Below are 23,734 nucleotides of genomic sequence, written 5' to 3'. Positions count from 1 at the left end.
ATAAAGGTGGGGTTTCTGCGTTTACGGCCGCCCGCAGCCCGCTGGCAAACGGCAAACGCCCGGCAGGCGCGGACGAACACGAACAGACACGAACGAACACGTGGAAAACGGCCCGGAATACCTGCGCGAACCCGGGCCTTCACTCCCTGCCCAGCCGCACCGCCTTCGCATAGCCCGTCAGTTCCAGATACGCCCGTCCCACCTCCACGCCTGCGCGACTCACCCGCACCGCACCTTCCCAGTACATCGTGCCCGTCGATTGTCTTGAATCGAGTTCCTGATCGTTCATCAGCGGATCAAGTCGCCACTTCAGCGCGCCGGTTTTGACGGTCATCGACACCGGATAGGATGTGTTCGTGCGCGGCGAGCGCCATGTGCGCAGTGGGGTGAAGTCCACCTCGCGGGCGCCGAACGTCGTCACCTCGCCGTCGGGTTTGCGCAATACGGCGTGCGTCCACACGGCGTGTCCATCGCGACCACGAACCTTGAATGCCATCAGCGCAGAGCCGTCGTCGAGGTTGGCGCCCAGCCAATCCCATCCCACTGCATCTGCGTCGAGCAGGGTGCTCGACCATTCGTGATCGAGCCACGCCATGCCCGTTACGGCAGTCTCTCCATGCGACACATTGCCCGCCACAACCGGCCGAACCACGCTGCCAGTCACACGCAATTGCGGCTCACTGTAGTAATAGCTCGCCTGCTCAGGCCGCGGACCTTTGCGTGAATAGCCGCGTTCGCCCTGAATCAAAGGGGCTTGAGTCGGCGTCAACACGAGATGCAACGAGAAGCCGTTTGCATCGACACTGACGTCGTAATGACCGTCAGCGGCTCGAATCATTTTCCATGCGTCGAGTTTGACATCGGTATTGGCTGGCTTCGCGTAAGCGAGGCCGAAGCCCTGACGTGCAATGCGCTGATCATGCGCAAGATGGCCGAGCGCTGGATCGCTCAGCGCGGCATGGGCGATGATCAATTGCGCCGGCGCGAAAGCGCTCGGGTCGGCGTCGTCGTGGCCGGTTGCCGAGCGGAAGAAGGTGATCTGAAAACCCAGCGGCCGATTATCCGGCGTAGTGAGCCAACCCGTCGCGTACCACCACTCGGTGCGAAAACCCGCATGCGCGCCGCTGTCCTGCGGGAGGGCGATTGCATGGTCAGGTGTTACCGCGGCGAATTCGGGCACGGCGGCGAACGCGGTCGAGACGGCCAGTGTCCCGACGGACAGCCATCCGAGAACCCGTCTGCCTTTGCGCCGACGGGCCAGCCAAAAGGACTCAAGGGGCGACTCGCATGACATCTCGCATGCGATCCCCCGGTCGTTCGACTCGGCCTCACCGAAAGCTGGAAGTGGGACTCGCGTCGCGCGCATCCGCCAGACCAGGTAAGACCCTCCGCTGACGAGATCCAGGCGCGCTGCCGCCATAAGTCTGATCCGCCGCGCCAATTTGCGCGAGAGAACCCGCATCACCAATCCTCCTTCACGGCGCGCACGGCATCTACCGACACAGCGCCGCGTCCCGCTATCACCGCCGTCGAACACGATGAAGCCAGCATGACCAACGCGACGATCCCCAACACCGTCCACGGCACGTGCAGCGACATGCTCCAATGAAACGACTGCGGATTGACGACGAACACCAGAATTAGACTGATCGCGAAGCCCAGAACGAAGCCCATAGCAATGCCGCACGCGGTGAGCATGCCGCCTTCGAGCGCAAGGATGCCGAGCACCTGCGTGCGCGTCACGCCCACATGCCGCAGCATGCCAAACTCGCGGGCCCGTGCGAGCGTTTGCGCGGAAAACGTCGCCGCCACGCCGAACAACCCGATCACGATAGCGACTGCTTCGAGAAGATAAGTGACCGCAAAGCTGCGGTCGAAGATCACCAGCGTGCGCGCACGAATCTCACCCGGCAGCGAGAGGTCCAGCGAAGCGCCGAAGGGCAGTGCTCGCAGCCCCGCGACAACCCGCTCGACGCTCGTCCCCGGTTGAACGGTGACGGCCACATCGGTTGCGTTCGTGTCGCCGGTCAAGCGCCGGTAATCGGCGAGACGTATCTGGATCGCGCCGGTCTGCCGCGCATAATCACGCCATACGCCGGCCACCACGAACACATGCCCACGCTCGCCAAGCGGCAATTGCACACGCTGGCCTGACTTATATCCATACAGATCGACCATTGCTTCGGATACCCAAACAGGTGTTTCTTCCGCGTGAAATTCGGAAGGTGGCAGCGCGGCGCCGGTCATCTGCAGATTCGCGCCGGGATCGGCGGCGTCGATCTCACGAGCGAGCAAGGCGACGTCGGGTCGCGCAGGGTCGAGCGCGAGATGCGAGATACGGGCAAAGGCGGCGGTCTTGATGCCGGGCACGGCTGCCAGCAGGGATTGTTCATCGGGCCGCAGACCGCCGGTATCGCCGTTTGGTGCTATGCGGACATAGAGATCGGCGGAGAGCAGATGGACCAGCCAGTCTTCGACGGAAACGCGGAAGCTGGCCACCATGATGGCCATCGCGACGATCAGTGCAAAGCTCGACAGCACGCCACCCATGGCGATCGAAGCGTGCCCCGGCGCATTCGCAAGACGCGCCAAAGCCAGCGTGCTGACCGCGCCAGTGCGGCGCCGCCTGGCAACGGTACGGCTCGCCGCGCCGAAGATGAGCGCGGTCACGCGCGGCATCAGTGCAATTCCGCCGACCAGCAGCAATGCGACGGCCACGTAGCCGCCAATCGGCGCATCGAACAACGGTGGCACCTGCGTGAGCGCGGCGGCGGCCAGCAGGCACAGCAAGGCGGGCCATGGTGTGGCGAGCCGCGCCAGCGCGCCTTCTTCCGCACCAGCCTTGAGAGCCGCGGCGGGCCGCGCACGCACGGCTTCCAGCGCGGGGGCAAGACTGCCCAATACCGACACGGCGAGTCCAAGGGCGAGAAACAATGTGCTCGCCAGCGGTTCGAAGCCGACTTGCGGCTGGACGCCGGGAAAGTAGCCTCCGCCCAGGTCACTGCCGAAAAAATGCAACGCACCGCTCGCCATCGCGTAGCCGAGCGCGAGTCCCGCGAGTGAACCGAGCAGGCCGAGCAGTGCGCCTTCCAGCAGAATCTGGCGCAGCAGTTGACCGCGCGTCAGTCCGAGCACACGCAACATGGCGAACTGCGCGCGGCGTCGCACGACGCTCAGTGCCTGCGTCGAAAACACGAGAAACGCGCCGGTGAACAACGCCACCAGCGCGAGAACGTTCATATTGATTCGATACGCGCGGGACAAGCGATCCGTGCGGCTTTCGGCGTCACGGGTTTCGGATACGACCCACTGGCTGCCAAGGCGCGCTTGCAGACCGCGCCTGAAGCGTTCCCTGTCGACGCCGCGTTCGAGTTGCACATCGACGCGCGACAGCTTGCCGATTCTGCCGAACTTCCACTGCGCGGCGGCGATATCCATGACCGCAAGCCGCTGACCGGGCCGTGTTCTGACAATGCCGCCCGCCACGCGCAAATGCACGATCGCCGTGCCGCTTCGCAGCGCCACCGTGTCGCCGATTTTCACGTTGAGCCACTGCTGGGCTGCCGACGAGAGAAACACGGTATCGGCCGCGAGCGTGTCGAATGGCCGATCCGGCGACGGCACACCGGTCAGATCGGGCGCAATCCGGCTCGCCTTGAACACGTCGATGCCGAGCACCGGCAGTGCCGCGCTCCGCTCGGGCACGGTGACATCGAGCGCGAGCACGGGGCTGGCCAGCGCGACACCGGGCGCGTTGGCGAGTTGCGGATAGATGGCTTCGTCCACCAGAGGTTGTGCGCCACGCACCTGGAGATCGGCCTCGCCCGACAGGCTGCGGGCTGCCGCGGAGAATTCGTTGAAGGCCGCGCTGTTGATCAACTGCACGGCGTAACCGAGCGCGACGCCGAGCGCGATCGTTGCAATTGCAACCAGTGCGCGCCCGCGGTGACTGCGCCACTCGGCGCCCAGCAGCCAGCGCGCGAGGACACGGTGTCCTTGTCCGCGCAGCCGGGGACGCGGCGGTGAATCAGCGGACATCATCAGCGGAAGGCGCCGGGGAGCGGGAAGCGAAGGGCGCGGCTGGCCGGGGCGAAGCGTGCAAGCCGCCGTCGCTCAGAATCAGGATGCGGTCCGCAACGGCCGAGGCGGCTTCCGAATGCGTCACCATGATCGTGGCCGCGCCGGTCGCCTTGCTCTGCGCGCGAAACAGGCCGAGCACGTCGTGCGCGGTGTCGGGGTCGAGGTTGCCCGTGGGCTCGTCGGCGAGAATCAGCTTCGGACGATGCACGAGCGCTCGCGCGATCGCGACACGCTGCAATTCGCCGCCCGAGAGTTGGCGCGGGAAGTCATCACCGCGTCCGGTGAGGCCAACGGCCGCGAGCATATCGCGTGCGGCGGCAGCGGGCAGATCGTTGAGCAGGAGGGGCAGCGCCACGTTTTGCGCGAGCGTGAGGTGCGGCAACACGTGAAACGCCTGGAAGACAAAGCCGAGTTTTTGCCGGCGCAGGCGCGTTGCCGCGTTGTCGTCCAGACGCGAAACGGCGCTGCCGTCGATGATCACTTCGCCGCTATCCGCGCTGTCGAGACCTGCCACGAGATTGAGCAGCGTCGATTTGCCGACGCCGGAATCGCCCATGATCGCAACGAACTCACCGGGCGCGAGCGTGAAATCCAGATGCGCCAGCACGATGCGCCCGGCGCCATATGTCTTGCAGAGTCCGCGGCACTCGAGCGCGGGAACGACGCCTTCGTCACGAAGCAGCATGCAGTTTCCGAAAAGTGAGGCCGGCGAGGGCGGCTTCCAGACAGGCGGCCGACGCGCCGCACTCATGCACGATGATCGGCGCCTGAGCCGCCGAAGTATATTCGGCTTCTGTAAGCCACGCTGAAGCTTGCGGCTCGCGTCGCGACAGGCCCGGAAAGCAGGCAACCGGTCGGTGCGTCGATATTCTTCTGCGCGGCATGCCGGATTATTTAGAGTGACGGATCAAAAAATTTTTTGTCCACCGGTGGACAAAATTTTTTCCGGATGCTGGAAATTCACGTCCTCCGCACCCCGAGCGTAGGCATCTTCTATTCCACCCTCGAACACGTGCCGGAGCGCTGCCGCAAAATTCAATAACGGGTTCTTATTTGCGCTCTTTTTCGCGTAAATTCGCCGCCCGACAGGCGTGCAAAAGGGTTTGTGCGTCTGCACATTTTTATCCATTTCGCAAGGGCGTGCGGGGCAACAATGCATTGCCAGCGCCCTTTCGGCGTTGTTGCGCTGCAAAAGTATTCTTATCTTGGTAATCTCCCACCCTCGGTCATTCGACTGCGGGTAAACGTGTAGCGGAAACCACCGCTTCGACGTCAATTTCAGCGAAACCAAGCCTACATTTCCATTTCAATGTCTTGCATTTTGAAGGCGTTGATACGGCGTTTTGTACTTCAAGTTTTTGACAGAGCACATGCCATTGCCTCTTCTTAGCCTTCTTATCTGGATCCCTATTGTCGCTGGCCTGGTCGTTTTGCGCGCCGGATCCGACGCGGCACGTGGTCGCACCCGGTGGCTCGCGCTGACCGGCGCGGTTGCGGGTTTCCTGCCGGTGATTCCGCTGGTGGCGAATTTCCGCAACGACGTCACGTCGATGCAGTTCGTCGAGAACGTCAGGTGGTCGCCCACGTTCGATATCGCCTGGCACCTGGGCGTGGATGGGATTTCGCTGTGGCTCGTCGCGCTGACCGCGCTCACCACGATCATCATCGTGGTCGGCTCGTGGGAGTCGATCACCGAGCGGACTGCCCAGTACTTCGGCGCGTTCCTGATGCTGTCGGGTTTCATGCAAGGGGTTTTCGCCTCGCTCGACGGCATGCTGTTCTTCATCTCGTTCGAAGCCACGCTGATCCCGCTCTATCTGTTGATCGGCACCTGGGGACAATCGAACCGCTCGTATGCCGCGGTGAAATTCTTCTTCGTCTCGTTCCTCGGCTCGCTGATGATGCTGATGTCGATGCTGTATCTGTATAGCCAGACGCACAGCTTCGATCTCGCGCTGTGGCGTGAGACGCACCTGGGCACCTGGCCGCAGGTCCTGATCTTCCTCGGCTTTCTCGCCGCGTTCGGTGTGAAGGTGCCGATGTGGCCGCTGCACACGTGGCTGCCGGATGTCCACCTCGACGGCCCGACCGGCGCTGCCGTGATGATCGGCATGCTGAAGCTGGGCGGCTACGGTCTGCTGCGTTTCGCGCTGCCGATTGCGCCGCAGGCCAGCCACTTCTTCGCACCGGTGATGATCACGCTCTCGCTGGTCGCCGTGATCTACGCGAGCCTGCTGGCACTCGTGCAAACCGACATGCGCCGTCTGCTCGCGTATTCGACGGTTGCGCACATGGGTCTCGTCACGCTCGGCCTGTTCGTATTCAACCGTATCGGCCAGGCCGGCGCAATCGTGCAGATGCTGTCGTACGGCGTGGTGTCCGGCGCCATGCTGCTGTGCACGGGCATGCTCTACGACCGCACGAAGACCGCGTCGATCGCCGAGTACGGCGGCGTCGCCAACACCATGCCGCGCTTCGCTGCTTTCGTGATGCTGTTCTCCATGGCCAACATCGGCCTGCCAGGCACGTCAGGCTTTGTCGGCGAGTTCATGGTGCTGATGGGCGCGATTCGCTTCAATTTCTGGATCGGCGCAATGGCCGCTTCGACCTTGATTCTGAGCGCGGCCTACACGCTGTGGATGTACAAGCGTGTGATCTTCGGTGCGATCGCCAACGCGCGCGTAGCGAACCTCAAGGATCTCGGCACGCGCGAATTCGTGCTGCTCGGCGCGATGGCGTTGCTGGTGCTTGCGATCGGCGTTAATCCGAAGCCGTTCACCGACGCGATCGATCCGTCGGTCGGCACGCTGCTGGCTCAATCGGAGCGCTCGGTTCATCCGTCGGAGTCTGCGCCTGCTGAAGGCGATGAACATCTGCAGGCGGCGGCGCCGGCACTCGTGGCTTCGAAGACGCGCTCACCGGGCTGATCGACGGGCGACTGCGCAGTTGCAGCATTCGCCCGGCGAATGTTTGCTTGGCCGTTGCGTGTTTGTCCTTTCTGCATCAAGTTTCTATGTGTATCATGCGCGGCGCGGCCATTCAGGCCGCGTCGCTTTTTGTTCGTTTTAGTGCTTGTTTAAAGGGCTGTTTTGATTCGCGGATTTCCCGATGCTCTGCAACGGAGCATCGCAAACGTTCAGCTGCGCACAGGTGTGCGGCAACGTGTCGCACGGTATTGCGGCGCAATAGATCGTTGCAAAAATGAGGGTTTATCGCGGCAAATCGTCACTCTATTATGCGAGCGCTTACTATTGGGAGAGCGGTCGAATGACGTTCGTTGATGCCGTAAAGAAGAGGCCATGCTTATGAAAGGAAAGACTCTGCGAGGGTCGTTAAGTTTCCTTTCCGCCGGCCTCGTGTTGTTGCTCTCGGGTTGCAGCAACCTCGATATTCTGAATCCGAAGGGGAGTGTGGGTCTGGCGGAACGTGAGCTGATCGCCACGTCCACCTGGGCCATGCTGATCGTGGTCGTTCCTGTGATTGCGCTGACGCTGCTGTTCGCGTGGCGCTACCGCGCGTCGAACAAGAACGCGGAATACCGTCCGGGTTGGGTGCATTCCACGGGTATCGAAATCGCCATCTGGACGATTCCGACGCTGATCATTCTGTTCCTCGCCGTGTTGACGTGGAAAACCACGCACGAACTCGATCCGTATAAGCCGCTCGAGTCGAACGTGAAGCCGATCAACGTCGAAGTCGTCGCGCTCGACTGGAAGTGGCTGTTCATCTATCCGGACCTCGGTATCGCGTCGGTGAACCAGCTGGCGTTCCCGGTCGGCACGCCGGTGAACTTCGTGATCACGTCGGACACGGTAATGAACTCGTTCTTCATTCCGCAACTCGGCGGCCAGATCTACGCAATGGCGGGTATGCAAACGCGTCTGCATCTGATCGCGGACGAAGCCGGCGACTACGCGGGCACCGCGGCGAACTTCAGCGGCAAGGGCTTCTCTGACATGAAATTCCGTGCGCTCGCCACGACGCCTGAAGGATTCAACGCGTGGGTTGCGAAAGTGCGCGCTTCGTCGGACAACCTCAGCATGGACCGTTATCAGACGGTATCCGCGCCGACCGAGAAGGAGCCTGTGCGCTATTTCTCCACGGTCGATCCGAAGCTCTTTCACAACATCATTGCCCGATACAACAACGGTAACGTCCTCGACAACATGAAGGACGCCAACTGTGCGCCAAAGGGTAAGGGGTAACGCATGTTCGGCAAACTCTCACTAGACTCGATTCCGTACCACGAGCCGATCATCATGGTGACGGCCGTGATGATCGCCCTCGGCGGTGCGACGGTCCTGGGTCTGATCACCTATTTCGGCAAGTGGCGCTATCTGTGGACCGAGTGGCTCACGTCGGTGGACCACAAGAAGCTTGGCGTGATGTACATCGTGGTCGCGCTGATCATGCTGTTCCGCGGCTTTGCTGACGCGATCATGATGCGTCTGCAACAGGCGCTCGCTTATGCGAACCCGGGCTACCTGCCGCCGCATCACTACGACCAGGTGTTCACGGCGCACGGCGTCATCATGATTTTCTTCATGGCGATGGCTTTCATGATCGGCCTGATGAACATCATCGTGCCGTTGCAGATCGGCGCACGCGACGTCGCGTTCCCGTTCATCAACTCGCTCTCGTTCTGGATGACCGCGGTCAGCGCGATCCTGATCAACATCTCGCTCGTGATCGGTGAATTCGCGCAAACCGGCTGGCTGGCTTATCCGCCGCTCTCCGAATTGCAGTTCAGTCCGGGTGTCGGGGTCGACTATTACCTGTGGAGCTTGCAGCTCTCCGGTATCGGCACCTTGCTGACCGGCGTGAACTTCTTCGCGACTATCGTGAAGATGCGCGCACCGGGCATGACGTTCATGAAGATGCCGGTGTTCACGTGGACCGCGCTTTGCACCAACGTGCTGATCATGGCGTCGTTCCCGATCCTGACCGTGACGCTCGCGTTGCTGGGTCTGGACCGCTACCTCGGCATGCACTTCTTCACGAACGACGGTGGCGGCAACGCCATGATGTACCTGAACCTGATCTGGGCGTGGGGTCACCCCGAGGTGTACATCCTGATCCTGCCGGCGTTCGGTATCTTCTCGGAAGTCGTGGCGACCTTCGCCAAGAAGCCGCTGTTCGGCTACAAGACGATGGTGTGGGCGACTTGCGCGATCATGGTGCTGTCGTTCCTCGTGTGGCTGCATCACTTCTTCACGATGGGTTCGGGCGCGGACGTCAACGCGTTCTTCGGTATCGCCACCATGGTGATTGCGATTCCGACCGGCGTGAAAGTGTTCAACTGGCTGTTTACGATCTACAAGGGCCGTCTGACATTTACGCCGCCGATCCTGTGGACCATCGGTTTCATGATTACTTTCACGATCGGCGGTATGACCGGCGTGATGATGGCAATCCCGGGCGCGGATTTCGTGCTGCACAACAGCCTGTTCCTGATTGCTCACTTCCACAACGTGATCATTGGTGGCGTGCTGTTCGGTTATCTGGCCGGTTTCAACTACTGGTTCCCGAAGGCGTTCGGTTTCAAGCTGAACGAAAAGCTGGGCAAGGCATCGTTCTGGTTCTGGCAGATCGGCTTCTGGGTGGCGTTCACGCCGCTGTACGTGCTCGGCTTCATGGGCATGACGCGCCGTATCAACCACTATGACAACCCGTTGTGGCACCCGTGGCTGATTCTGGCCGCTGGTGGTGCTGCGCTGATCGCTATCGGTATCGCGTTGCAGGTGTTGCAGATCGTCGTCAGCATTCGCGACCGCAATCTGCCGCAGAATCGCGACGTCACGGGCGATCCGTGGGACGGTCACACGCTGGAATGGGCAATGAGCTCGCCGCCGCCGGTCTATAACTTCGCGATCATTCCGACGGTGCACAAGCTCGACGCGTTCACCGACATGAAGTCGCGCAAGGGTAAGGAAGCGAAGCCGGTGTACCGCGACATTCATATGCCGTCGAATACGTCGGCGGGTGTGATTGCCGGTCTGTTCTCGCTGGTGCTCGGTTTCGCCGCTGTCTGGCACATCTGGTGGCTCGCGATCGTCGGCCTGGTCGGCGCGGTCGGCACCGTGATCGTCTACAGCTTCCAGAAGAACGAAGGCTATTACATCCCGGCCGCTACGGTCGCGGAGATCGAAGAGAAACGCTCTGGCGCTGGTGCGCGGGTCGCGTTGGAGGTGGAGTGATGTTAACCAAGACTATTGATGCCGGCTCGCATCACGACGCGGACCACGTGCCGTCGCAATCGGTGTTCGGTTTCTGGCTGTACCTGATGACCGACTGCATCATCTTCGCGGCGCTGTTCGCCGTGTTCGCGGTGATGAGCCACCAGTTCGCGGGCGGCCCGAGCGGCAAGGATCTGTTCGAGATTCCAGGCGTCGCGCTCGAAACGACGATGCTGCTTCTGAGCAGCATTACGTACGGCTTCGCGATGCTCGGCGCGCACAAGAAGCGCAAGGGCGTGTTGCTGTTCTGGCTCGCCGTGACCTTCCTGCTCGGTCTCACGTTTCTCGTGCTGGAACTGCGCGAGTTCTCGCACCTGATCGCCGAAGGCGCCGGCCCGAGCCGCAGCGCGTTCCTGTCGTCGTTCTTCACGCTGGTCGGCACGCACGGTTTGCACGTCACGTGCGGCCTGATCTGGATGGTGGTGCTCGCCATTCAGGTGATCAGCCATCGCGACCTGACCGAACGCGACATGATTCGCCTGACGTGCCTGAGCCTTTTCTGGCACTTTCTGGACGTCGTGTGGATCGGCGTCTTCACCTTTGTCTATCTTGCGAGCGTGATCTAAATGGACCATAGCCATAACGCACACGCAGGCGAAAGTCACGGCAGCCTCGGCAGCTATACGACGGGTTTCATTCTCTCCGTCATTCTGACGGTCGCGGCTTTCGGCCTCGTCATGACGGGGACGTTGACGGGCGAGCATGCGTTGCTCGCGATTGCGGGCCTCGCGTTCGTGCAGATCGTCGTGCACCTGATCTTCTTCCTGCACATGAATACGTCGTCCGAGCAGCGCTGGAATGTGATGGCGTTTGCCTTCACGGTGCTCACCGCGATCATCGTGATCGGCGGCACGTTGTGGGTCATGCACAACGTCAGCATGCACATGATGTCCCGCTAAACCGATAGTTGGATCGATCGGAAAGAAACCCCGCAAGGCGAAAGTCTTGCGGGGTTTTTTGTCGTGGCGGGCGCAAGCGCGATATCCATTCGGGCGGCCCGGACGATTGACCGGACCCGTCAACCCGCGTTAGCATCGTTTCCATGAACGCTACTCTCCTTTCCCGTCCGCATTCTTTGCGCGCATGCTGTTACGGCCTGCCGAGGGGAGCTTGCGTCTAGCGAGTCGATCTGCACACGTCCGTATCCCTGAGGCCACCCGTCACACGACCGGTGGCCTTTTTGCTTTTGAACACGCTTGACCACCCAGTGCCGGGAGGAATCTCATGCCGCTTCGTCTGTACGACACCTGGTCGCGCGCCGTGCGCGAATTCACGCCGATTCATCCCGATCATGTCGGCTTGTATGGTTGCGGGCCGACCGTGTACGACCACGCGCATATCGGCAATCTCCGGACCTACGTGTTCGAAGACGTGCTACGGCGCGCGTTGATGCTCGACGGCTATACCGTGAGACATGTGGTCAACATCACCGACGTCGGCCATCTGGTTTCCGATGCGGATGAAGGCGAAGACAAGATGGAGAAGGGCAGCCGCCGCACCGGCGAGTCGGCCTGGGCGATCGCCGCGCGGTATACGGCGGCGTTCATGAACGACTGGCGCGCACTCAACCTTCTGGAGCCTGCCGTGTGGTGCCGTGCGACCGATCACATCCCCGAACAGATCGACTTTATCGCGGATCTCGAACGTAACGGGTACACGTATCGCACTGTCGACGGCATCTATTTCGACACGAGCCGGCAGGATGATTACGGCTATCTGGCGCGTCTGAACGTGGCGGGCTTGCAGGCGGGCAAACGTGTTGCTTCCGGCGAAAAACGGCACGCGACCGACTTCGCGCTATGGAAGTTCAGCCCGCCCGGCGCAGCCCGGCAAATGGAGTGGGAAAGCCCGTGGGGGCGCGGTTTTCCCGGCTGGCATATCGAGTGCTCGGCGATGTCCGCGAAATATCTGGGGCCGTGGTTCGACATTCATTGCGGCGGCGAAGATCACATTCCCGTGCATCACAGCAACGAGATCGCGCAGACCCAGGCACGCCACGGCACGCGCCTTGCCAACTTCTGGATGCACGGCCATTTCCTTTTGCTGGACGCGGGCAGGATGTCGAAGTCGAGCGGCGATTTCGTGCGCTTGCAGACGTTGATCGAGCGCGGCAACGATCCGCTTGCGTACCGCTATCTATGCCTTGGTGCGCACTACCGAAGCAGCCTGCGTTTCAACGACGCCGCGCTGGACGCCGCGCAAGCCGCATTGGACCGTTTGCGCAGAACCTATGTGCAATGGCCGCAAGGCGGCACACCGGACGCCCAAAGCGTCGCGCGCTTCAAGGCCGAGGTCGATTGCGACCTGAACCTGCCGCGCGCGCTCGCGGTGTTATGGGATGTGGTCCGAAGCGATCTGCCGGCGGCGACGCGAAGGGCGACAGTCGATCGCTTCGATGCCGTGCTCGGCTTGGGTCTCGCCGACTGGCGAGACAATGATGCTTCGGAGATTCCCGCGGATATGGCGGCCTTGGCGGACGAACGCGCAAAAGCACGCGCGGCGAAGCAATGGGCCGAAGCGGACCGTTTGCGTGAGGTGTTGATGGCAAGCGGCTGGCTGGTGGAAGACAGTGCAAGCGGCCAGACACTGAGGCAGCGAGACAGGAGCCGATAGCGCGTCAGGCGGCGTGACGGAGGCGCTCAGACTCGCGCACTCGCCACGCCACGGCGCAGGCTTTCCACGCCGCTTCCATCGGGCCGTGCCGGCGCATTACAGCGGCACGATGGTTGGTTCCGAATGCGACGGCAGCTTGCCAAACGGGAAGTAGACCGGTCCGCAGCCGGGATGAACCGGCGGACACGGATTCCAACCGCGTCGAACGAACACCGGCTGCAATTCGCCGGGGCACACGGACGGCGCTTCACGAGTCAGGCAAGCCATGCCGCCGCGAACGGATAGCGACGCCGCACGGTCGAGTTCTTCGGTACGGGCCAGGTCTTTGAGGACGAGCGTTTTCATGGTGGATCTCCAACGGAGTGAGTGGATCGAAGAGAGCGGTGATTGCCGCACTCAAGCCGATCGATTGCACACACCGTGCCATCGGCGGCAAAGCGGCGTGCCGCGTGCGTCTGCGCGATCTTTCGAGGCATGTGTGATGGACGCCGGCCAACTGGCTGCAGGCCGGTGTCGGCGGTTCGCCGACTTCTGTTGGCGAGGGGTACAGGCGTGAAGTCCGCGGAAAATCACGGCACAATAGACGGCCACCATGAACCGTGCGCATGGCGCGCGCAGTTCGCCGATTTTCGTCAGCAAGGTAGGGAGAACCCATGAGCCAGCTCAAAGCCGTCGAGTATTCCGCGGCGTCGCCGGAAGTCAAAGCCGTCTACGACGATATCAAACAGACCCGTCAGGTCGAGGACGTCAATAATTTCTGGAAGTACATCGCCCAGCATCCGCCTACGCTCGCGCGCACGTGGGACAGTCTGAAGGATGTGATGGCGCCCGGAGCACTCGATCCGCTGATCAAGGAACTGCTCTACGTCGCGGTGAGCGTGACGAACAACTGCGGCTACTGCGTGGCGAGCCACACGGCGGCCGCGCGCCGCGCCGGCATGACCGACGAGATGTTCGGCGAATTGCTTGCGGTAGTGGGCGTGGCCAACGAAACAAACCGGCTCGCGGTAGGCTACCGCGTGCCGATCGATCCGGCGTTCGAGTAGCGGCCGCAGTCAGCGCGAGACGCTGCGCCATCCCGCGAGCAAGGCGGGAAGCTCGGCCATGTCCCTGAACACGTGCACGGCACCGGCGCCGTGCAACGCGGTCGCGCTGCTGTGGCCGAGTTCGACCGGGCAATAGCCGAACACCGTGGCGCCCGCTGCAACCCCCGCCGTCGCGCCCGTCACGGTATCTTCGACCACGGCACAGCGCGCCGCGTCCACGCCAAGACCCGCGGCCGCGGCGAGGTACACATCGGGATAGGGCTTGCTGCGGGGCATTTCGTGGCCGCTGAAAATGCGTCCTTCGAAGCAATCGAGTATCCCGGCCTTCACGAGTTGCAGTTCCACCTTGATCCGGTCCGCGCCGGATGCGACCGCGATGCGTCCATCGAGCGACGCATGCAACTCGCGCACAGCCAGAGGCGCGCCGGAAATCGCGCTCAGTTCGAGATCCAGCGCCGCATTGCGGCGCGCGCGAAACTGCATGAGCCAGTCAGTCGTGATCGCAAAGCCGGTGCGCGCTTCGATCAGCGCGGCTTCGTCCCTGACGGCTTTGCCGACGAAAATACGCATCGTCTCTTCGACGCTCAATGGCCAGCCGAGCTCGCCGAGCATTTCGGTGAGCACACGGTTGGTGATGGGTTCGGAATCGACGAGCACGCCGTCGCAGTCGAAGAGTACGGCGTCGAAAGGGAAATCGGCCATCGGGCAGGGGAGGTGCAGAGGTTGCGGAACCGGCAAGGATACCTCACCGGCTCGCGCGCCTTACCGAAGGCATCGTTTTTTATTCATTTGCATAACGCTTGCTGTCGTTCTGCTGACGCCACAAGCGATGCGCGAACGGCTGCGACTCTGCGTCTCGCGTCTCAGCGCGAGTTTTCGCGCATCCTTCTTCCCTTTTGAATTTTTCAAACGACGCGCAGCGACGGTTTTTTCCCGCCGCTGCGTTCAAGAAGAAACGAAGCCGCTTGCGGCCTCGGCTTTCATGGGAGAAACCAGCATGACATCCACCAAACCCGTTCGTCTTCTTACCTCCGTACTGACGGCCGCGCTGACGTGCGCCGCCACGCTCACGGCCGCGCCGGCCTTCGCGCAGGCGGTGATCGTCGCGCCGATGGCGCCGCCGCCGCCTCGCGTGGAAGTGGTACCGGCACCGCGCGCCGGTTATGTATGGGATCAAGGCCGCTGGCGTTGGGATCAGGGGCAGTATGTCTGGGTGCCCGGCCACTGGCAGGCGGTGCGCGTCGGCTATCACTGGGTGCCTGGGCATTGGGTGCAGCGCGGTCCCAACTGGCGTTGGATCGAAGGCCACTGGGCATGACCTGCTAGCGGCCCTGCGCTCGACGTTCCGTGACGTGCTGCATCCCTTACTCAGGCGGATCGCTATGAAAACGCTCCTGACAATGCTGCTGGCGGCCATGCTTGCCGGCTGTGTGGTGTACCCCGCGCGGCCGGCCTACTATCGGCCGGCGGTCGTCGTATATTGACCATGGACGGGTTCGGCAAGACGCCGTCTCCGCGATCCGCGCGCGCTGTTCGATCAGGTGCGCGCACAACGATCCGAATGAGAGGAAGCCCGCATGAGATGCCTCGAAAGGAGCGGCGCCAGGTGACCGAGGTTCGTCTTGCGACGCGGTCCATGTGGCACGATGAACTCGTGGCGGGGAGCGGCTTGCCTTGAGCGAACGCGATCCCGACGCGGAACTGCTCGAACGGATCGGCCGGCAAGATCCGGCCGCCGTCCGTTCGCTCGTCTCGCGCAAGCTGCCGCGTCTGCTGGCGCTCGCCACGCGCATGCTGGGCGATCGCATGGAAGCGGAAGATGTGGCGCAGGAGGTGTTCGTGCGGATCTGGAAACAGGCGTCGCGCTGGCGGGAAGGCGAGGCGAAATTCGATACGTGGGTTCATCGCGTCGCGCTCAACCTCTGTTATGACCGCCTGCGCGGCCGGCGTGAAGATCCGCACGGCGAGATGCCGGAAGAAATCGATCCCGCCGCGCTTCCCGAGGCCGGTCTCGAAGCACGTGCGCAGGACCAGCGGGTTCGTGACGCACTCGCCGCGTTGCCGCCACGGCAACGCGAGGCGCTCGTGCTCAACTACTACCAGGAAATGTCGAACATCGACGCTGCGGCCCTGATGGGCATCACCGTCGATGCGTTGGAAAGTCTGCTGGCCCGCGCGCGCCGCAATCTGCGCGCTCAACTGGCCGGCAGCGGCCTTAGCAAGGACAAGTCATGACGCCCGAAAGATTCCATCAGATCGTCGAGGCCTACGGTGCCGAGCCGCGCCGCTGGCCGCAACAGGACCGCGCGGCGGCACAGGCGTGGGCCGAGACGCATCGCGAGCAAGCCGATGCGTTGCTCGCGCAGGCGGCCGGCGTCGATGCATGGCTTGCCGCCGACAAGGTCGCGCCGCCCGGCGCGGCCTTGTTCGAGCGCGTGCTGGACGCTGCGCCGGGTCGCCGAACTGCGCCACGGCGGCGCTTGTGGTGGTCGGGCGCGGCGATAGCGGGCGTTGGACTGATGGGCGGCGTGGCCGGCGCGTTTGCGGTCTCGTTCTTCGTTCTGACGGGCGCGGCGCAGCAGCTGCCGCCAGTCCATGAGTCGTCTTATTTAACTTCGAGCTTTGGTGGTTCGTCCGCCGATTGGAGCGACGAATGAACGGCCGGACCTGGAAAATCGTGCTGGTGGCCTCGCTGGTGCTGAACGTGTTTCTGGTGGGCGCGATCGTCGGTGGTGCTTATCAATGGTTTGCCGCGCGCGGTGCGGCGGCGCCGGTGCTGGCCCAACAGCGCGCGCTGCGCTTCGCTGCGCAAACGCTCTCCGCCGACCGCCAGAAGGCGTTCGTGGACAGCCTGAAGGACGCCCGCCGCGAAGGCCGGCAATATGCTCGCGACGGTCGTGAAGGGCGTCGCGACGTGCTACGTCTGCTGGCGGCCCCACAGTTCGATCGCGCGGCGCTCGATGCCGCGCTCGCCCGCACGCGCGACGCGGACAGCCGCCTGCGCGCGCAAGTGGAAGGCAGTGTGGCGGATTTCGCGGCGACGTTGTCGCCCGAGGAGCGCGTCCGGTTCGCCGACAGCCTGAAGCTGCGCGGGCAGTGGCGCGAACCCCAGCCATCGGCGAGTGCGAACAAGCCGGCAAATCGGGCATCGAGCGAAGCTTCTGGCGATTAAGAGGCAACAGAAAAAAACAGCAACACAGCGCGGGCGTTCGCGACGGATTTGCCCGAGGCAGCCGTTTAAAGACTATCCAAAGCCGAAGAGGATGGTATGGCCAACTCACCGAACCTGAACGCGGCAGCGATCGCTCTGAATCGCTTCGGCCTGGGCGCGCGCGCCGACGATACGCCGCCCGCCGACCCGAAAGCCTGGCTGCTCGCCCAGTTCGAACAATACCAGGCGCGGCCGGCCGCGTGGGCGAGTCAGCCGGACTCGGTGGCGCTTTCAACCGAGTTGCTGCAGCAGCGCATGCAGTTCGCCCAGCAGGCTCGCCAGAATGCGGGCGAGGGCGCGGCGAGCCAATCCGCAATCGGGCGCAATTCGGCGCAGCCTGAGGCGAAAACGAACGCTCAAAGCGACGCGCAATCCAGCACCCAAGCCAGCTCGCAATTCAGCGCCCGAGCCAACGCCCAAGCCGCGATCCAGGCAAACGCTCAAACTGCGAGACAAGCCGAACGAAAAGCCATGCGTGGTGAAATACTCGACCTGTACCGCTCATCCGTGAATGCCCGGGTGACGAGTGCATTGACCACGCCGACGCCGTTCGTCGAGCGGCTCGTGCATTTCTGGGCCAACCACTTCGCGATATCCACCGAGAAGCCGGGCGTCGCCGCACTGGCGGGCGCATTCGAGGCCGAAGCAATTCGTCCGCATGTGCTGGGTCGCTTTGAAGACATGCTGGTGGCCGTGGAACGTCATCCGGCCATGCAACTGTTTCTCGACCAGACGCGCTCGGTAGGGCCGGACAGCATGGCGGCCCTGCGTGCCGCACAGCGTGATCCGGATCGCAAACGCGGCCTGAACGAAAACCTGGCGCGCGAGATCATGGAACTGCACACGCTCGGCGTGCGCAGCGGCTACACCCAGGACGATGTCACCGAATTTGCCCGCGCGCTAACGGGCTGGAGTGTCGCGGGCAACCCGGCCAATGTCGGCAACGCGGGCCGGATAGCGATGCGGCAGAGCGCGGCGCCGGGCACCTTCGTGTTTCGCGCCGCACTGCATGAGCCTGGCTCGCGGACCCTCATGGGCCGCCGCTACGACCAGCCCGGAGAAGAGCAGGCGCTCGCCATCCTGCATGACCTCGCAAGTGCGCCTGCGACCGCGCGGCATATCGGCGGCAAACTGGCCCGTCATTTTGTCGCTGACAATCCTCCGCCCGGCGTGAGCGAGCGGCTCGCCAGTGCGTTCGAGCGCAGCGGCGGCGATCTGCCGGCCGTGTACCGGGCGTTGATCGAAATGCCGCAAGCGTGGTCGCCCACTGCCGTGAAGTTCAAGACGCCATGGGAATGGACCATTTCGTCGATGCGCGGACTCGGCTGGCGCGACCTCGGCAGCCAGCAGGCGGCCCCGATTCTTACCCAGCTCGGCCAGCCGGTGTGGCGGCCGGGGTCGCCGGCCGGCTACGACGACATAGCGGCAAGTTGGGCCGCGCCCGACGCGCTCGTGCGCCGGGTCGAAGTGGCGCAGCGTTTCGCCGCGCGTGTCGGCGACCGGCTCGACGCCCGCTCGCTCGGCCAGACCTGGTTCGCCGGTTCGCTCAGTGCGCCGACGGCGACTGCGGTGTCTCGCGCTGAAAGTGCGTCCACGGCGATCGCGCTGTTACTGGTCTCGCCGGATTTCCAACGGAGATGAATGCCATGCTGTCACGCCGCAAGTTTCTGAGCGTCGCCGCTGCCGGCGCGGGCGCGATGCTCGTGTCGCCGCGGATCGCATTTGCAAGCGTCGCCACCGAGCGCCGCTTCGTGTTCGTGATCCAGCGCGGCGCCGCCGACGGTCTGAACATCGTCGTCCCCTACGCCGAACCCGCCTACGCCACACTGCGTGGCGCGCTCGCCATCGACACTTCGAACGCGCCGCGTCTGAACGGCACCTTCGCTTTGCATCCGGCGATGGCGCAGATCGCCGCGATGTACGCGGACCAGCAGGCGCTGTTCGTACACGCGGTGGCGTCGCCGTATCGGGACCGCTCGCACTTCGACGGACAGAACGTGCTCGAGACCGGCGGTACGTCGCCGTATCAGATGAAAGACGGCTGGCTGAACCGGCTCGTCACGCAGTTGCCCGCCACGCGCGAGAACGCGATTGCATTCGCGCCGACCGTGCCGATGGCGTTGCGCGGCGCGGCGGGTGTGACGTCGTATGCGCCCTCGGCGTTGCCGCAAGCGCCCGATGATCTGCTCGCGCGCGTTTCGCAACTCTACGACCAGGACGCGCAGTTGCGCCCGTTGTGGGAGGCGGCGATGACCGCGCGCGGCCTTGCCGGCGACGCCGGCGCGCGCCAGGATCCGGCGAGCCTCGGCAAGCTCGCCGCCGGCTTCCTGGCGCGCGAGAACGGCCCACGCATCGCGATGATCGAAACCGGCGGCTGGGACACACATAGCGCGCAGAACGCACGCCTCGCCAATCAGTTGAAGGCGCTCGATACGATGCTCGCCGCGTTGCGCGACGGCATGGGTCCATTGTGGAGCAAGACCACCGTGCTGGTCGCGACGGAGTTCGGCAGAACCGCCGCGGCCAACGGCACGGGCGGCACCGATCATGGCGCGGGCTCGGTGGCGATGGTGCTGGGCGGCTCGGTGCGGGGCGGGCGCGTGATCGCCGACTGGCCGGGTCTCGCGCCTCACAACCTTTACGAAGCGCGCGATCTCAAACCGACCACTTCGCTCGATGCGCTGATCGCCGGCACCGCGAGTGAAAGCCTCGGACTCGATCCACAGCGTACGGCGGCTGTGCTGTTTGGCCAGACGGCGGCGGGGCGGCCGTTGGCAGGCATCGTGCGAGCTTAGTGCGGCGAGCGGACCTCGGGCAGATACGGCGAGCGATCAGGTGGGCTGCAAGCTCGCGTGACGCAAGTTCCACTGCGACGCTGAGTTGCAAATACCAGGACGACAGGCAGCGCCTTACGCTCTCATTGAGCGACGAGCGGCGCCGCCTGTGGTCACCTGGCAACTCACCGGGTGACAGAAGAGGCGCTTAACCTCCGCCGCCTTGGGTGCCGATAGTCAGCTTGTTATTCACCGACTTCACACCCGCCACATTCTTTGCCACTTCCTCCGCCTGCGGAATCTGCGCGCCGTCGGGCACCGATCCCGTCAGCGTGACTACGCCACCGCGCGCCCGGACAAACACGTTCGACACGTCAAAACCCTGCGCTTTCGACAGAGCCTTGCGCACCTGCAGACCAAGCGAGCGGTCCGCCTTCTTGACCGTTTTGGCACTGGGCGCCGACGCGTCGGCGGACGGCGCCGCATCGCTCGACTGGGCATAGGCGCTGGACGCAGTTGCCACACACAATGCGATGCCCAGCGCCTTCAAAAGATTGACTGTTTTCACGTTTTCTCCATCCTCGAAAAGTTGATGTCGCTTTGTTGCATGCAAAAAACCACGCGCTTGCGAGCACTTTGCCGCCCACGAGGAGCACTCTGTCTTGTAGAAGAGTCATGCCGCGTCGCTCCCGGCGCGCTTAAACAATACTCCAGCGCACGCGCTCATGCTGGAAAAACTGGCTGGAGCACCGCATGGGGAGCGGTTCCGGCAACATTGCGTTGGCTGCTGCCGGTTGCATCGAGCAAGGATGTTTCCGCGATTCGAGCTGCAAATTCGCCGGCGCCGCAGCGCCTAGAACCAGTTCGGCGCCATGCTGAGCGTGGTGTCATCCAAAGCACGCAGCGTCTTTAGCATCAACGCGACGCGCGGCAGTTCCCAGCGGAAGAACCACTGGCACGCATGCAGCTTGCCGCGATAGAAGTCCGCGTCTGCCTCGGTATGCGATGCGCTCAGTCCGGCGCTGGCGACGATCGCTTGCCGCAGCCACGTCCACGCGATCACGATATGGCCGAAGGCTTCGAGAAACGCATTCGCGTTGGCGAGTGCGCGTTCGCTGTCTTGAGCCAACGCGGGCAGCAGTGCTTCGATCGTGGCAGTCAGGTCGGTCCATGCTTCGCCCAACGCAGCGGCGTGCGCATGCAGTGGTGCATGCTCGCGCGCCGCATCGATCGTGCGTTGGATCTCACGTGCCAGGTGGCCGAGCGCGGCGCCCTGTTTCATCGTCACCTTGCGGCCGAGCAGATCGATGGCCTGGATGCCGTGGGTGCCTTCGTGAATCATGTTCAGGCGATTGTCGCGATAGAACTGCTCGACCGGGTATTCACGCGTATAGCCGTAGCCGCCGTGAATCTGGATCGCCAGGCTGTTCGCTTCCAGACACCATTGGGACGGCCAGGATTTCACCACCGGCGTCAGCAGGTCGAGCAGCAGGCCCGCTTCGGCGCGTGCCGTGTCGCTCTCGCCGGTGTTCTGTTCATCGACGAGACGCGCCGCGTACAGGCACAACGCATAAGCCCCTTCCACATAGGCTTTTTGTGCGAGTAGCATGCGGCGCACGTCGGCGTGTTCGATCAGCGGCACTTGTGGATCGAGTGGGTTCTTGTTGTCGGGACGACGCCCTTGCGGCCGTTCGCGTGCGTAATCGAGCGAGGCCAGATAGCCGCGGTAGCCGAGCATGACCGCGCCTAGACCGACGCCGATGCGCGCCTCGTTCATCATGTGGAACATGGCGGCGAGACCCTGGTGCGCTTCGCCCACCAGTTCGCCGATGCATTGACCGTGTTCGCCGAACGACAGCATGGTCGACGTCGTGCCGCGCCAGCCCATCTTGTGAATCAGTCCGGCGAGCGCGACGTCGTTACGCTCGCCGAGCGTGCCGTCTTCGTTGACGTGGAATTTGGGCACGGTGAAGAGCGAGATGCCTTTGACGCCCGGCGGCGCGCCGGGAATACGCGCCAGCACCAGATGCACGATGTTCTCGCTCAGTTCGTGGTCGCCGCCTGAAATGAAAATCTTGTTGCCGCGAATCGAATACGTGCCGTCCGCATTCGGCGTGGCGCTCGTGACGAGATCGGAGAGACTCGAGCCCGCCTGCGGTTCCGTCAACGCCATGGTGCCGAACGCGCGGCCTTCGAAGAGCGCTTGCAGATATTTTCGCTTCTGTGCCGCGCTGCCGAAACGTTCGATCACGTTCGCGTTCGCCGTGGTCAACATGGCATACGACGCAGTGGCAATGTTCGCACCCTTGAAGAGTGACAGGCACGCGAACGAAATCACCGAGGGCAGCTGCATGCCGCCCCATTCGTAGTCTTTACCCGCAGCGAGAAAACCGGTGGCGCGCAATGCGTCGAGGGCCTGCTTGACCTCGGCGGGCAGGGTAACGCGCTGACCGTCGAACTGCGGTTCGTGTTCATCGGAGAGACGGTTGTGCGTCGCGAATTTTTCCACGGCAACCGCATGCGCGGTTTCGAGTGCGGCGTTGAAGGTCTCGCGGCTGTGATCGGCATGGCGCGCGCGCTGCGTGAGCGTCTGCGCTTCGAGCACTTCGAACAACTGGAACTCGAGATCACGCGGGTTGATGATCAGCGCATCTTGCATGACAGAAGACCCGTAGAAAAAGTAAGCCGTTATGCGCAACAGGTGCGCAACGCATAAGGAAAAACACAGCCGAATGCCTCAGCACGGCAGGGCTGAAAAGCGCGTTATCCGGGTAATTCCCAATGCTCCGTCTGGCGGCGTTGCATGTCAGTTTATAACGAAAGTGAATGAGCGTGCTTTTATTTACAGGCTGAATTCCGGCACGTATGATGGACGAACAATGTGGTCAACCACTCTGCACAGCAGAACAATCTGGAGGAGCGACGCAATGTCTGTGAAGGACCTGTTTCGACTGGACGGCAAGGTTGCACTGATCACCGGAGGCTCTCGCGGACTGGGTCTGCAAATGGCCGAGGCACTCGGCGAAATGGGGTGCCGCGTGGCCATTACCGCGCGTAAGGCCGACGAACTCGCTGAAGCAAAAACGCATCTGCAAGAGCGCGGTATCGAAGTGCACACGGTGGTCAACGACCTGCAGCGCTTCGAGGGCATTCCCGGCCTCGTGGATGAAGTGCTGGGCGTGCATGAGAGTATCGATATTCTGGTCAACAACGCCGGCGCGACATGGGGCGCACCCGCCGAAGACTATCCCGACGAAGCGTGGCACAAGGTGATGAACCTGAACGTCAATGCACCGTTTTTTCTCGCGCGAGAAGTCGGCAAGCGCAGCATGATTCCGCGGCGCGCGGGCAAGATCGTCAATATCGCATCGGTAGCGGGGCTGAAGGGATCGCCGCCGGGCATGAACACGATTGCGTACAACACGTCGAAGGCCGCCGCGATCAATTTCACGCGCGCGCTGGCTGCGGAATGGGGCAAGTACAACATCAATGTCAACGCGATCTGCCCGGGCTTTTTCCCTTCGAAAATGTCGGCGGGTCTGCTTGGCAAACTGGAAGACTCGATCGTTTCGCGCACGCCGTTGCAGCGCCTGGGTGGCGACGAAGATCTCAAAGGCCCGATCGTGTTTCTTGCGAGTGAAGCGTCGCGCCATATTACCGGTCAGGATTTCGCGGTGGACGGTGGCGCGATCATCGTCTAGGTGCGACGCGGGTCAGGCGTGACGATGTGAACGAAGCGCGCGGCTCGGGCAAACCGCGCGAACCGGGCGAACC

Annotated in this window: 22 protein-coding genes; 14 read left to right on the top strand and 8 right to left on the bottom strand. The window is 63.0% G+C overall.

The genetic code is table 11. The features are described 5' to 3' along the window. Positions 1–139: 139 nt before the first annotated feature. From P0D68_RS19375 to P0D68_RS19360, 4 genes are all read right to left on the bottom strand, one after another. Positions 140–1,294: a lipocalin-like domain-containing protein gene (locus P0D68_RS19375; protein WP_408298999.1), complete on the bottom strand. Its 1,155-nt coding sequence runs from the start codon at positions 1,292–1,294 to the stop codon at positions 140–142. A 167-nt stretch (positions 1,295–1,461) separates the two neighbouring features. Then, a complete protein-coding gene (locus P0D68_RS19370; protein ID WP_408299014.1) occupies positions 1,462–4,038 on the bottom strand; it encodes an FtsX-like permease family protein in 2,577 nt (858 codons plus the stop codon). Further along, positions 4,028–4,765: an ABC transporter ATP-binding protein gene (locus P0D68_RS19365; RefSeq protein WP_408298997.1), complete on the bottom strand. Its 738-nt coding sequence runs from the start codon at positions 4,763–4,765 to the stop codon at positions 4,028–4,030. The genes P0D68_RS19370 and P0D68_RS19365 overlap by 11 nt, the downstream gene beginning before the upstream one ends. A 222-nt stretch (positions 4,766–4,987) precedes the next feature. Continuing rightward, positions 4,988–5,371, bottom strand: a complete 384-nt coding sequence (locus tag P0D68_RS19360) for a hypothetical protein (RefSeq protein WP_408298995.1) — start codon at positions 5,369–5,371, stop codon at positions 4,988–4,990. A 79-nt stretch (positions 5,372–5,450) separates the two neighbouring features. Here P0D68_RS19360 and P0D68_RS19355 point away from each other — a divergent pair, with 79 nt between their 5' ends. From P0D68_RS19355 to cysS, 6 genes are all read left to right on the top strand, one after another. Further along, positions 5,451–7,007 carry an NADH-quinone oxidoreductase subunit M gene (locus P0D68_RS19355; protein WP_408298993.1) on the top strand — a complete coding sequence of 519 codons (1,557 nt, stop codon included), beginning with the start codon at positions 5,451–5,453 and terminating at the stop codon, positions 7,005–7,007. Between the two features lie 378 nt (positions 7,008–7,385). Further along, the gene (gene cyoA, locus P0D68_RS19350; protein WP_091808717.1) at positions 7,386–8,285 is read left to right on the top strand and encodes a ubiquinol oxidase subunit II; all 900 of its coding nucleotides are present in this window, start codon (positions 7,386–7,388) and stop codon (positions 8,283–8,285) included. Positions 8,286–8,288: 3 nt separating this feature from the next. Next, entirely contained in the window at positions 8,289–10,277 is a 1,989-nt protein-coding gene (gene cyoB, locus P0D68_RS19345) for a cytochrome o ubiquinol oxidase subunit I (RefSeq protein WP_091801630.1), read from the top strand. Beyond that, positions 10,277–10,882, top strand: a complete 606-nt coding sequence (gene cyoC / locus P0D68_RS19340) for a cytochrome o ubiquinol oxidase subunit III (protein WP_091801627.1) — start codon at positions 10,277–10,279, stop codon at positions 10,880–10,882. The genes cyoB and cyoC overlap by 1 nt, the downstream gene beginning before the upstream one ends. Then, positions 10,883–11,215 (top strand): cytochrome o ubiquinol oxidase subunit IV, encoded by a 333-nt coding sequence (gene cyoD / locus P0D68_RS19335; RefSeq protein WP_408187266.1) that lies wholly within the window; start codon positions 10,883–10,885, stop codon positions 11,213–11,215. A 325-nt stretch (positions 11,216–11,540) separates the two neighbouring features. After that, on the top strand, positions 11,541–12,929 hold the full coding sequence (cysS, locus tag P0D68_RS19330; RefSeq protein WP_408298990.1) for a cysteine--tRNA ligase: 1,389 nt from the start codon (positions 11,541–11,543) through the stop codon (positions 12,927–12,929). A 96-nt stretch (positions 12,930–13,025) separates the two neighbouring features. Here the strand turns inward: cysS and P0D68_RS19325 are convergent, their stop codons facing one another. Next, positions 13,026–13,274: a hypothetical protein gene (locus P0D68_RS19325; protein ID WP_408298988.1), complete on the bottom strand. Its 249-nt coding sequence runs from the start codon at positions 13,272–13,274 to the stop codon at positions 13,026–13,028. A gap of 308 nt (positions 13,275–13,582) precedes the next feature. Between P0D68_RS19325 and P0D68_RS19320 the strand changes: the two genes are divergently transcribed. Beyond that, the gene (locus P0D68_RS19320) at positions 13,583–13,975 is read left to right on the top strand and encodes a carboxymuconolactone decarboxylase family protein (RefSeq protein ID WP_408298986.1); all 393 of its coding nucleotides are present in this window, start codon (positions 13,583–13,585) and stop codon (positions 13,973–13,975) included. Between the two features lie 9 nt (positions 13,976–13,984). Here the strand turns inward: P0D68_RS19320 and P0D68_RS19315 are convergent, their stop codons facing one another. Beyond that, the gene (locus tag P0D68_RS19315) at positions 13,985–14,677 is read right to left on the bottom strand and encodes an HAD family hydrolase (protein ID WP_408298984.1); all 693 of its coding nucleotides are present in this window, start codon (positions 14,675–14,677) and stop codon (positions 13,985–13,987) included. Between the two features lie 295 nt (positions 14,678–14,972). Here P0D68_RS19315 and P0D68_RS19310 point away from each other — a divergent pair, with 295 nt between their 5' ends. The 6 genes from P0D68_RS19310 (at position 14,973) to P0D68_RS19285 (ending at position 19,981) form a co-directional block, all read left to right on the top strand. Then, entirely contained in the window at positions 14,973–15,293 is a 321-nt protein-coding gene (locus P0D68_RS19310) for a YXWGXW repeat-containing protein (RefSeq protein ID WP_408298982.1), read from the top strand. Between the two features lie 356 nt (positions 15,294–15,649). Then, complete coding sequence (locus tag P0D68_RS19305; RefSeq protein WP_408298980.1) at positions 15,650–16,210, top strand: RNA polymerase sigma factor; 561 nt, start codon at positions 15,650–15,652, stop codon at positions 16,208–16,210. Beyond that, positions 16,207–16,632, top strand: a complete 426-nt coding sequence (locus tag P0D68_RS19300) for a hypothetical protein (RefSeq protein WP_408298978.1) — start codon at positions 16,207–16,209, stop codon at positions 16,630–16,632. Before P0D68_RS19305 ends, P0D68_RS19300 begins: the two co-directional genes overlap by 4 nt. Beyond that, positions 16,629–17,147: a periplasmic heavy metal sensor gene (locus P0D68_RS19295; protein WP_408298976.1), complete on the top strand. Its 519-nt coding sequence runs from the start codon at positions 16,629–16,631 to the stop codon at positions 17,145–17,147. Before P0D68_RS19300 ends, P0D68_RS19295 begins: the two co-directional genes overlap by 4 nt. Before the next feature lie 96 nt (positions 17,148–17,243). Beyond that, the gene (locus P0D68_RS19290) at positions 17,244–18,827 is read left to right on the top strand and encodes a DUF1800 domain-containing protein (RefSeq protein WP_408298974.1); all 1,584 of its coding nucleotides are present in this window, start codon (positions 17,244–17,246) and stop codon (positions 18,825–18,827) included. A 5-nt stretch (positions 18,828–18,832) separates the two neighbouring features. Then, positions 18,833–19,981: a DUF1501 domain-containing protein gene (locus tag P0D68_RS19285; RefSeq protein ID WP_408298972.1), complete on the top strand. Its 1,149-nt coding sequence runs from the start codon at positions 18,833–18,835 to the stop codon at positions 19,979–19,981. A 187-nt stretch (positions 19,982–20,168) separates the two neighbouring features. Here P0D68_RS19285 and P0D68_RS19280 read toward each other — a convergent pair whose 3' ends face one another. Continuing rightward, positions 20,169–20,528 (bottom strand): BON domain-containing protein, encoded by a 360-nt coding sequence (locus P0D68_RS19280; protein WP_091801595.1) that lies wholly within the window; start codon positions 20,526–20,528, stop codon positions 20,169–20,171. Between the two features lie 285 nt (positions 20,529–20,813). Next, positions 20,814–22,619, bottom strand: coding sequence for an acyl-CoA dehydrogenase (locus P0D68_RS19275; protein WP_408298970.1), 1,806 nt, complete (start codon positions 22,617–22,619; stop codon positions 20,814–20,816). A 268-nt stretch (positions 22,620–22,887) separates the two neighbouring features. Between P0D68_RS19275 and P0D68_RS19270 the strand changes: the two genes are divergently transcribed. Beyond that, positions 22,888–23,661 carry an SDR family oxidoreductase gene (locus P0D68_RS19270; RefSeq protein WP_408298968.1) on the top strand — a complete coding sequence of 258 codons (774 nt, stop codon included), beginning with the start codon at positions 22,888–22,890 and terminating at the stop codon, positions 23,659–23,661. Positions 23,662–23,734: the final 73 nt, after the last annotated feature.

The sequence above is a fragment of the Paraburkholderia sp. RL17-380-BIE-A genome (genome assembly GCF_046028085.1).
Taxonomy (GTDB): Bacteria; Pseudomonadota; Gammaproteobacteria; order Burkholderiales; family Burkholderiaceae; genus Paraburkholderia.
The sequence above is the reverse complement of the archived record's forward strand: the minus strand, read 5'-3'. Positions and strand labels throughout refer to the sequence as shown.

What these genes read in the sequence shown, in the direction of transcription:
- P0D68_RS19375 (WP_408298999.1), bottom strand. Translation starts at nt 1,294, where the DNA reads ATGTCATGCGAGTCGCCCCTTGAGTCCTTTTGGCTGGCCCGTCGGCGC.
- P0D68_RS19370 (WP_408299014.1), bottom strand. Translation starts at nt 4,038, where the DNA reads ATGTCCGCTGATTCACCGCCGCGTCCCCGGCTGCGCGGACAAGGACAC.
- P0D68_RS19365 (WP_408298997.1), bottom strand. Translation starts at nt 4,765, where the DNA reads ATGCTGCTTCGTGACGAAGGCGTCGTTCCCGCGCTCGAGTGCCGCGGA.
- P0D68_RS19355 (WP_408298993.1), top strand. Translation starts at nt 5,451, where the DNA reads ATGCCATTGCCTCTTCTTAGCCTTCTTATCTGGATCCCTATTGTCGCT.
- cyoA (WP_091808717.1), top strand. Translation starts at nt 7,386, where the DNA reads ATGAAAGGAAAGACTCTGCGAGGGTCGTTAAGTTTCCTTTCCGCCGGC.
- cyoB (WP_091801630.1), top strand. Translation starts at nt 8,289, where the DNA reads ATGTTCGGCAAACTCTCACTAGACTCGATTCCGTACCACGAGCCGATC.
- cyoC (WP_091801627.1), top strand. Translation starts at nt 10,277, where the DNA reads ATGTTAACCAAGACTATTGATGCCGGCTCGCATCACGACGCGGACCAC.
- cyoD (WP_408187266.1), top strand. Translation starts at nt 10,883, where the DNA reads ATGGACCATAGCCATAACGCACACGCAGGCGAAAGTCACGGCAGCCTC.
- cysS (WP_408298990.1), top strand. Translation starts at nt 11,541, where the DNA reads ATGCCGCTTCGTCTGTACGACACCTGGTCGCGCGCCGTGCGCGAATTC.
- P0D68_RS19325 (WP_408298988.1), bottom strand. Translation starts at nt 13,274, where the DNA reads ATGAAAACGCTCGTCCTCAAAGACCTGGCCCGTACCGAAGAACTCGAC.
- P0D68_RS19320 (WP_408298986.1), top strand. Translation starts at nt 13,583, where the DNA reads ATGAGCCAGCTCAAAGCCGTCGAGTATTCCGCGGCGTCGCCGGAAGTC.
- P0D68_RS19315 (WP_408298984.1), bottom strand. Translation starts at nt 14,677, where the DNA reads ATGGCCGATTTCCCTTTCGACGCCGTACTCTTCGACTGCGACGGCGTG.
- P0D68_RS19310 (WP_408298982.1), top strand. Translation starts at nt 14,973, where the DNA reads ATGACATCCACCAAACCCGTTCGTCTTCTTACCTCCGTACTGACGGCC.
- P0D68_RS19300 (WP_408298978.1), top strand. Translation starts at nt 16,207, where the DNA reads ATGACGCCCGAAAGATTCCATCAGATCGTCGAGGCCTACGGTGCCGAG.
- P0D68_RS19295 (WP_408298976.1), top strand. Translation starts at nt 16,629, where the DNA reads ATGAACGGCCGGACCTGGAAAATCGTGCTGGTGGCCTCGCTGGTGCTG.
- P0D68_RS19290 (WP_408298974.1), top strand. Translation starts at nt 17,244, where the DNA reads ATGGCCAACTCACCGAACCTGAACGCGGCAGCGATCGCTCTGAATCGC.
- P0D68_RS19285 (WP_408298972.1), top strand. Translation starts at nt 18,833, where the DNA reads ATGCTGTCACGCCGCAAGTTTCTGAGCGTCGCCGCTGCCGGCGCGGGC.
- P0D68_RS19275 (WP_408298970.1), bottom strand. Translation starts at nt 22,619, where the DNA reads ATGCAAGATGCGCTGATCATCAACCCGCGTGATCTCGAGTTCCAGTTG.
- P0D68_RS19270 (WP_408298968.1), top strand. Translation starts at nt 22,888, where the DNA reads ATGTCTGTGAAGGACCTGTTTCGACTGGACGGCAAGGTTGCACTGATC.